8 protein-coding genes are annotated in these 8312 nt (G+C 45.5%); all 8 read right to left on the minus strand.

What is annotated here, in order from left to right; all coding sequences use genetic code 11:
• Positions 1-486: phosphate uptake regulator PhoU (locus AB5026_RS18225; RefSeq protein WP_368214101.1), on the minus strand; the 486-nt coding region annotated here is incomplete at its 3' end.
• A gap of 4 nt (positions 487-490) precedes the next feature.
• Entirely contained in the window at positions 491-1249 is a 759-nt protein-coding gene (gene pstB / locus AB5026_RS18230) for a phosphate ABC transporter ATP-binding protein PstB (protein ID WP_015526284.1), read from the minus strand.
• A 9-nt stretch (positions 1250-1258) separates the two neighbouring features.
• Complete coding sequence (gene pstA / locus AB5026_RS18235) at positions 1259-2125, minus strand: phosphate ABC transporter permease PstA (RefSeq protein ID WP_243279043.1); 867 nt, start codon at positions 2123-2125, stop codon at positions 1259-1261.
• A gap of 37 nt (positions 2126-2162) precedes the next feature.
• The gene (gene pstC / locus AB5026_RS18240) at positions 2163-3020 is read right to left on the minus strand and encodes a phosphate ABC transporter permease subunit PstC (protein ID WP_118061759.1); all 858 of its coding nucleotides are present in this window, start codon (positions 3018-3020) and stop codon (positions 2163-2165) included.
• A 123-nt stretch (positions 3021-3143) separates the two neighbouring features.
• Positions 3144-4007, minus strand: a complete 864-nt coding sequence (locus AB5026_RS18245; RefSeq protein ID WP_021652475.1) for a substrate-binding domain-containing protein — start codon at positions 4005-4007, stop codon at positions 3144-3146.
• A gap of 155 nt (positions 4008-4162) precedes the next feature.
• Positions 4163-4597 (minus strand): Rrf2 family transcriptional regulator, encoded by a 435-nt coding sequence (locus AB5026_RS18250; RefSeq protein WP_021977005.1) that lies wholly within the window; start codon positions 4595-4597, stop codon positions 4163-4165.
• Between the two features lie 522 nt (positions 4598-5119).
• The gene (gene cysK / locus AB5026_RS18255; RefSeq protein ID WP_119248087.1) at positions 5120-6052 is read right to left on the minus strand and encodes a cysteine synthase A; all 933 of its coding nucleotides are present in this window, start codon (positions 6050-6052) and stop codon (positions 5120-5122) included.
• A 171-nt stretch (positions 6053-6223) separates the two neighbouring features.
• On the minus strand, positions 6224-8287 hold the full coding sequence (locus tag AB5026_RS18260) for an ATP-binding protein (protein WP_368214102.1): 2064 nt from the start codon (positions 8285-8287) through the stop codon (positions 6224-6226).
• Between the last annotated feature and the right edge of the window lie 25 nt (positions 8288-8312).

Genomic DNA, 8312 nt, shown 5'->3' on the forward strand with positions numbered 1-8312 from the left:
ATCATTGAAGGCATCGTCCACCTTATCATCATCGTCAATAACCTTTCTGCAAAGCTCAAGATCACCCTTTACAAAGGCATCGATGCTTTCTGTAACCATCCGGACAGTATCCTCTGCCATCTTCCGGATATTAATGATATCTCCGGTAACTGCTTTGTCTTCGATATGCTTGGACAGATCCGCAATATCTGCTGCCTGATCACCGATGCGTTCCATATCGGAGATCATCTTCAGCGCTGCGGAAATGGATCGCAGATCTCCGGCTACCGGATGCTCATGAAGAAGAAGCTTCATGCAGAGATTTTCAATCTCTTTTTCCTGTGCATCGATCTCTTTTTCCGTCTCAAAGATCTTGCCAATGAGAGTCATCCCGCCTTCACCCTGAATAGCTTTGGCAGAAAGTGAAATTGCTTTTTCGCAGAGACTTCCCATGGTGATCAGTTCCACGTGAAGCTCTTCCAGCTGTCTTACAAAACGTTCTGACATAATATCAACCAAACCTTCCTGTAATATAATCCTCTGTACGCTTATCCGCCGGCATGGAGAACAGCTTGTCTGTATCCGCAAATTCCACAACCTCACCAAGAAGGAAAAACGCTGTCTTGTCGGAGATACGGGTTGCCTGCTGCATGTTATGTGTGACCATGACAATGGTGTAATCCTTTTTAAGCTCTACTGCCAGATCCTCGATCTTGGAAGTGGAGATCGGGTCCAGGGCAGATGTGGGCTCATCCATAAGAAGCACCTCCGGCTGTACTGCCAGGGCGCGGGCAATGCAGAGACGCTGCTGCTGTCCCCCTGACATTCCAAGAGCACTTTTTTTCAGACGGTCCTTGACCTCATCCCAGATGGCCGCATCACGGAGAGATTTTTCCACGATCTCGTCCAGCTTTGCCTTGGAACGGATACCGTGAGTCCTCGGGCCGTATGCAATGTTATCATAGATGCTCATTGGGAACGGATTGGGCTTCTGGAATACCATTCCCACACGTTTACGCAGAAGATTCACGTCCATATCTCCGTAAATATCTTCCCCGTCAAGCTCTACCTTTCCTGTGATGGTACAGCCCTCCACAAGGTCGTTCATACGGTTTAAGGATTTCAGAAGTGTGGATTTACCACAGCCGCTTGGTCCGATAAATGCTGTGATCTCTTTTTCCGGGATCTCCATATTGATTCCCTTCAGGGCATGAAAGCTTCCGTAATGGAGATTCATATTATCAATTGAAATTTTTGTATTTTCACTCATGATCGATCATTATCCTTTCGCAATTTTTCTGGCTACCAGACCGGACAGTCCGTTGATAACAAGTACAAATGCCAGAATGACTACTGCTGTTGCAGATGCCTGGTTTACATGAAGTCCCTCACTGGAAAGCACATACATGTGAAGTGCCAGGGTACGTCCGGAACCCATCAGGCTGTTTGGAACTGCCGCAACAGTACCGGAGGTATAAAGAAGTGCCGCTGTCTCACCTACCACACGTCCGATGGCCAGGATCACACCTGCCAGGATTCCGGGAACTGCGGAGGGAAGTACGATAGTAAAAATAGTACGGAGCTTGCCTGCTCCAAGTCCGAAGCTTGCCTCACGGTAAGAATCCGGAACGGATTTCAGCGCTTCCTCAGCGGTACGCATGATCAGGGGAAGTACCATGATCACCATGGTCAGGGCACCGGAAAGAAGAGACATGCCCCAGTGCAGCGCAGTTACAAAGAACAGCATACCGAACAGACCATATACGATGGATGGAATGCCGGAAAGTGTCTCTGCGGTAATACGGATCAGCTTTACAAAGCGGCTGCCTTTTTTTGCATATTCCACAAGGAAGATCGCTGCAAAAATTCCTACCGGAGCGGCAATCGCCAGAGATACCAGTGTCATGATCAGGGTATTGATCAGTGACGGGAGAAGGGAAACATTCTCTGAGGTATAGGTAAGGCTGAACAGACTTGCATTCAGATAAGGAATACCTTTTACAAGCACATAGCCGATCAGGAAGAACAGCAGTGCAAAAGTGATCACTGCTCCCAGCAATGTGAGGAATGCCAGGACTCCTGCGCCAGGATGTCTTGCATAAGACTTCAGCTGATCTCCTATGGTAAGTGTATTCCTTTTTTTCATGGTTGTTTCTACCGCAGGATCCGCGGCTACTGATACATTAGTTTGCATGTTCCGCCCTCCTGTTCAGCAGTGAAAGACTTAAGTTAATGATGAGGATAAATACAAAGAGCACAACTCCTGTTGCGATCAGTGCTTCTCTGTGAAGTCCTGATGCATATCCCATCTCTGTTACGATGTTTGCAGTCATGGTACGGACACCCTGAAGAAGTCCCTTCGGCATACGTGGCTGGTTTCCGGCTACCATGATCACGGCCATGGTCTCACCGATAGCACGTCCAATCCCAAGGACAACGCCTGCCAGGATTCCTGACTTTGCTGCCGGAAGCATAACAAAGAAAATGCTTCTTTCTTTTGTTGCGCCAAGTGCAAGTGAGCCTTCATAATAGCTTTCCGGAACGCTTCGTACTGCCGATTCCGTAACTCCGATGATCGTCGGAAGGATCATGATTCCCAGAAGGATACATGCTGCCAGCATACTGCTTCCGGTTCCTCCGAACAGCTGGCGGATCAGCGGTACTAGGAGAACCAGACCAAAATAGCCATATACGATGGATGGAACGCCTGCCATAAGCTCAATACCGGATTTCAGTGGTTTATAGATTTTTTTCGGACAATATCTTGCCATAAATACGGATGTAAAAAGTGCGATCGGCACTCCGATAAGGATTGCTCCTGCAGTTACATAAATACTTGCCACGATCATTGGCAGGATTCCGAATTTATCGTTTGTTGGTCTCCATTCTGTTCCGAAGAGGAATTTTAAGGGACCGATCTTTCCCATTGCAGGAAGGCCGTTTGCAAAAAGGAACACACAAATAAGAAATACTGCAAGAACCGATGCACAGGCCGCAATGAGAAAAACGACCTTCATGGCCTTTTCTCCTAAATGATTCATAAGACACCTTTCTCTCTGTTCCAGTGGATATCCACTGTGCTGATATATAACGGAGCGGCTTTCCTGACCTTGTCATGATCGCCGCTCTTTGTAAGATACTTCAATCGTTTTTTATCCGGGAATTTATTTGGTCACGTCTTCCCAGTCTGTGATATCACCTGTGAAGATGGATTTTACCTGGTCACTTGAAAGCTCCTCAAGGTCATTGTCGTTGTTTACGATGACTGCGATACCATCTTTTGCGATCTCTGTAGCTTTAACACCTTTCTCTGTTTCCTCGTCCTTCAGCTCACGGGATGCCATTCCGATATCACATACACCCTCTGTTGCGCTATTGATTCCTGTTGTGGAGTCGCTGACCTGAACCTCTACTGTGATGTTTTTGTTTGTTTTCTGATATGCCTCTGCAAGCTTCTCCATTACAGGTCCTACGGAAGAAGATCCCATAACTACGACTTTGCCTTTTGCATCTCCGGCTTTGTATGCCTCTGCTTTTTCATCTACTTTGATGTAGCCTTCTTTTTCGATGATGTCCTGTCCGTCAGAGCTCATGATGTAGTTGATGAAATCCTGTGCTGCATCGCTGAGCTTGTCGCCTGTTACGATGTTGAACGGACGTGCTACCTTGTATGTATCATCTGCAACGTTCTCTGCTGTTGCCTCTGCTCCGTCGATCTTTACTGCTTTTACTGTATCGTTGAGGGAACCCAGAGATACGTATCCGATAGAGTTCTCATCGCCTGCTACTGTGGTAAGCATTACATCTGTGTTGTTTGTGATGCTTGCTTCCTGTGTTGTCATATCTACTTTCTCGCCGTCTTTTTCTTCTTCGATCCCAAACAGCTCTACGAATGCTCCACGTGTTCCGGATCCGTCCTCACGGGAAATTACGTCGATCGCTCCGGATGGTGCTGCCATTACAACGGTTCCCATTACTGTAGTTCCTATAAGTGCTGCTGTTAAAATACCTGCGATTCTTTTTTTCATGATTTTTTTCTCCTCATTTCTATGATCATTTTTACTTGCTTACTGCTTAAATACAGGTGTTATTATAGAAATGGAAGGTAAAATATAAAATCGCGGTTTTGTAAAATGTTAGTAAAAAAATGTGATATAAAAAAAAGCTGCTTGCGCAGTTTTTTTTATATGATGTACTCGTCCGCCTTCACGGATTGCCAGTTCATCAGGTCTTCCAATGTTATATGATCCACCACACCTTTGATAGCATCGTCCAGCTTTTTCCAGAGGATCTGGGTGACACAGTTCTCCTCACGTTCACAGAAGGCTCCGTTGTCGTCCAGACATTCCACAGGGGAAAGGCTTCCTTCTGTGAGACGAAGGATCATTCCGACCGTGTATTTATCCGGGGTCTGCTGCAGTGCATAGCCGCCCTGAGGGCCACGGACACTGCGGACAAAGCCTGCTTTGTTCAGGATGGATATGATCTGCTCCAGATATTTATCTGAGATCTCCTGGCGCTTCGCCACATCCTTCAGGCGGATCGGTTTTCCTGTATAATTTGTAGCAAGATCCAACATCAGTCTCAGCGCATATCTTCCTCTTGTAGAAATCCTCATGTAATATTTACCTCCAATATTTCAGTATTCTTCTGATTTATAGCCTTTCGCTCTTTCTGTTATTGTGCAGCTGTTCGGCCGGAAATATTCCTCTGTATTCCATGACCGGCACCCTTCTCTGTGATGCACAGGCAGCTTCCTGTATCTTCTTTCATAGGAAGCAGAATCTGCTTTGCAGACTTTATTCTTTATATTGTTAATAGGTTTTGTTTGTTTTCTCTATTATACCCTAAAAAACTATCTGATACAAGTCAAGCGGATATTCGCAATCCGCTTTGCTACTTGCTCATAACCGAATAACTGCTTCGCAGTTTATCAGAAGGAGCCTGCACTCCTCCTGATACAAGCAAGTCCCCATCCAATGCTTATTGTTTTTCGCAACCCCGCAGGGGACTTACTTGATTCGGTAAAAATAAGAATAAAACCGGCGCTCCGGCAGCCTGCTTGGACAGGCATTCAGGAGCGCCGTAAATAATCCCGCAGGATCACGCTTCGGGGCAAAAGAAGCGGTCTTCGGATCGATTATTTTGTAAACAGTGGTGTGGAGTAGTAACGGTCTCCACTGTCCGGAAGAAGTGCTACGATCACTTTTCCCTTGTTCTCCGGGCGTTTTGCAAGCTGGATCGCAGCATAGAGAGCTGCACCGGAAGAAATTCCTGTAAGGATTCCCTCTTTCTTGGTGAGGAGTTTGGATGTCTCAAATGCATCCTCATTTTCTACTGCGATGATCTCATCATAAACCTTGGTGTCAAGTGTATCCGGAACAAAACCTGCGCCGATACCCTGGATCTTATGCGGGCCTGCTTTTCCCTCGGAAAGTACAGGAGAAGTTGCAGGCTCAACAGCTACAACCTTCACATTCGGGTTCTGGCTCTTCAGATACTCACCTGTACCTGTGATCGTTCCGCCTGTACCAACACCAGCTACGAAGATGTCTACCTTTCCGTCTGTATCGTTCCAGATCTCCGGACCTGTAGTCGCTGCATGTGCCTTCGGGTTGGCCGGGTTCTCAAACTGTCCTGGGATAAAGCTTCCCGGGATCTCCTTGGCAAGCTCCTCTGCCTTGGCAATGGCACCTTTCATTCCCTTGGCTCCGTCTGTGAGAACTACCTCTGCACCATATGCTTTCAGGATGTTTCTTCTCTCAACACTCATGGTTTCCGGCATGGTGAGGATTGTCTTATATCCCTTGGCAGCTGCGATAGCTGCAAGTCCGATTCCTGTGTTACCGGATGTTGGCTCGATGATGGTTGCGCCTGGTTTCAGAACGCCTTTCTGCTCTGCATCCTCGATCATTGCCTTACCGATTCTGTCCTTAACGCTTCCTGCCGGGTTAAAATACTCGAGCTTGGCAAGTACTGTAGCCTCAAGTCCCTCAGACTTCTCTACGTTCTTAACCTCTACAAGCGGTGTGTTTCCGATCAGTTCCAGTGCGCTTCCGTAAATTTTACCCATGGTGATATCCTCCTTAATTCCTTATCTCTATTCCCTTATTTCCTAGTAACTATATATGTTTTCTGTGATTTGATTGAATTATATCATAGTACAGGGATTTGTCAATACATTTCCGCCAAAAAAACGCAGGAATTTTTCTCCAGAAAAATCCTGCGTTTTGTGCTGTTTCATTTATTCTGTTTTTATAATTTGGGCCAGCAGACGCATCATCTCATCCACGTCCAGTGGCTTCGCCAGAAAACCATCCATTCCCGCTTCCTGTGCCTTCCGTCTGTCCTCATCATAAGCATTGGCTGTCATGGCAATGATCGGAATCTCAGCTCTCGAATCGTCCAAATCCCGGATCCTCTGTGTTGCCGTGTAACCATCCATATTTGGCATCTGGACATCCATCAGGATCACATCATAATATTTCTCCGGCATCTTTTTCAGTTCCTCAATACACTGGATGCCATCTTCCACATGTTTCACTTTTATTCCGGTTTCTTCAAGAACTGTCTCCGCAATTTCCGCGTTCAGTTCATTATCTTCCGCAAGAAGAATCCGTTTTCCTTCAAGCTTCTCTGTAATATCCGGAATATTCTGTTTCTCTTTTTCCCGAACCTGGTTTTCTAAACTGACAGGAAAAGAAAATTTCATAATAAAGCGGGTGCCTTTTCCCTCTTCACTTTCTACTTCGATGGTTCCACCCATCCGGTCAACCAGAGATTTTACGATTGGAAGTCCAAGTCCTGTGCCTGCAACTCTGGTTTCCGTAGAAGTATGTTCCCTGGAAAATTCCTCAAAGATATGTGGAAGATAATCCTGGCTCATTCCAATCCCGTTATCTTCTACAACAACTTTATAGTTTGCGTTTTTCTCATCCTCAGAATCCAGCTCATCAATGGATACTGTGATCTTTCCATGAGGATTGGTATACTTGATGGAATTGCTGACAACATTCAGAATAATTTCCTCCATCTTTGTTTTATCACACAGGATCTGATCGTGGACCACATTCAGGCTGCACTGATATTCCAGAGATTTTTTTGTAAGGGATGATTCAAAAACGGTGTTCATGGCTTCCACCATTTCACGGATATTTACACTTTCCGGATTCAGAGTGATCTTTCCACTTTCGATACGGGCCATTTCCAGAACCTGATTGATGATCGTCAGCAAAATATCGCTGGAAACCCTGATCTTTTTTATGTAGCCAAGAGATTTCTTTTCATCATGGAGACTCTTCTCAAGAAGTCCGGAAAATCCTACGATGGCATTCATTGGCGTCCGGATATCATGGCTCATGTTAAAGAGAAATCTCGTCTTTGCCTCATTTGCTTTTCTGGCTTTTTCCGCGGACTTCCGGATTTCTTCTGTATACAGTTTTTCTCTCTGTTTTCTGTGAAGCATCAGATAACAGATCGCAGTGGCCAGAACCGCTATGCTTACAGCAACCAGAAAAACCAGTGCCTGCTGTTTCACGGTAACCCATCCGGTATGTGGAATAATCTCAAAATACCAAGTGTCATTTGGAACCTTACAGCTGATCTGTACAGCTCCTTTGTGAATCGCATCTCCACCCTGGGCAATGATCGTTTTCTTTCCGGAATTTCCGTCTTTTTTCCACATCTGATAACAGTAGGAAGCATCGGTAAGCTTATCCAGTTCCAGTTCTTCCAGAAATCGGTTCCAGTCAAGTACCAGGATTGAGAATCCCCAGAAGGATTTTTCCCCGGATTTATCTGTAATATAAATCGGTTCAAACAACAGTGAGCCAAGGCCTCCCTGATTCAGCTCATAAGGACCGGCTATGGTATACTGGCCGCTTTTCATTGCCAGATTCGCTTCATGTTTACGGGCCGGACTATTTAGCATATCAATTCCAAAAGCTGCCTCATTTCCTTTCAGAGGATAAATATCCTTAACTACTCCGTCCGGTGCCAGTTCAATAACTTTTATAATTTGAGAATCGTCGGAGATCATCTGCGACAGAGCCTGAAATTCTTTACTGTCCATCTGATGTCCGGATCCAATGATATTCTGAAAGAATTCTGAGACATCAAGATATCGGTTAAGCTGTGATCTTATCCGGTTCACGGTTGTTTCCGCTGTAAAAGCAGCTCGCATTTTCTCTTCATTTACAGTATTCCTGTTGAGCAGCTGTCCGCAGACGGATACTATAAAGAAGGAAATGATCCCTACGACCAGACAGTAGATCCTGATCTGTTTTGAAGTATTATCTTTTTTTATCATTTGATTTTTTTACCTTCTCCTGCTC

It is taken from the genome of Blautia sp. RTP21359st1_E11_RTP21359_211015 (genome assembly GCF_040910705.1).
GTDB lineage: Bacteria > Bacillota > Clostridia > Lachnospirales > Lachnospiraceae > Blautia_A > Blautia_A fusiformis.

Coding starts and splice junctions, on each gene's coding strand:
- cysK (WP_119248087.1), bottom strand. CDS start 6,052: ATGGGTAAAATTTACGGAAGCGCACTGGAACTGATCGGAAACACACCG.
- pstB (WP_015526284.1), bottom strand. CDS start 1,249: ATGAGTGAAAATACAAAAATTTCAATTGATAATATGAATCTCCATTAC.
- AB5026_RS18245 (WP_021652475.1), bottom strand. CDS start 4,007: ATGAAAAAAAGAATCGCAGGTATTTTAACAGCAGCACTTATAGGAACT.
- AB5026_RS18260 (WP_368214102.1), bottom strand. CDS start 8,287: ATGATAAAAAAAGATAATACTTCAAAACAGATCAGGATCTACTGTCTG.
- AB5026_RS18250 (WP_021977005.1), bottom strand. CDS start 4,597: ATGAGGATTTCTACAAGAGGAAGATATGCGCTGAGACTGATGTTGGAT.
- pstC (WP_118061759.1), bottom strand. CDS start 3,020: ATGAATCATTTAGGAGAAAAGGCCATGAAGGTCGTTTTTCTCATTGCG.
- pstA (WP_243279043.1), bottom strand. CDS start 2,125: ATGAAAAAAAGGAATACACTTACCATAGGAGATCAGCTGAAGTCTTAT.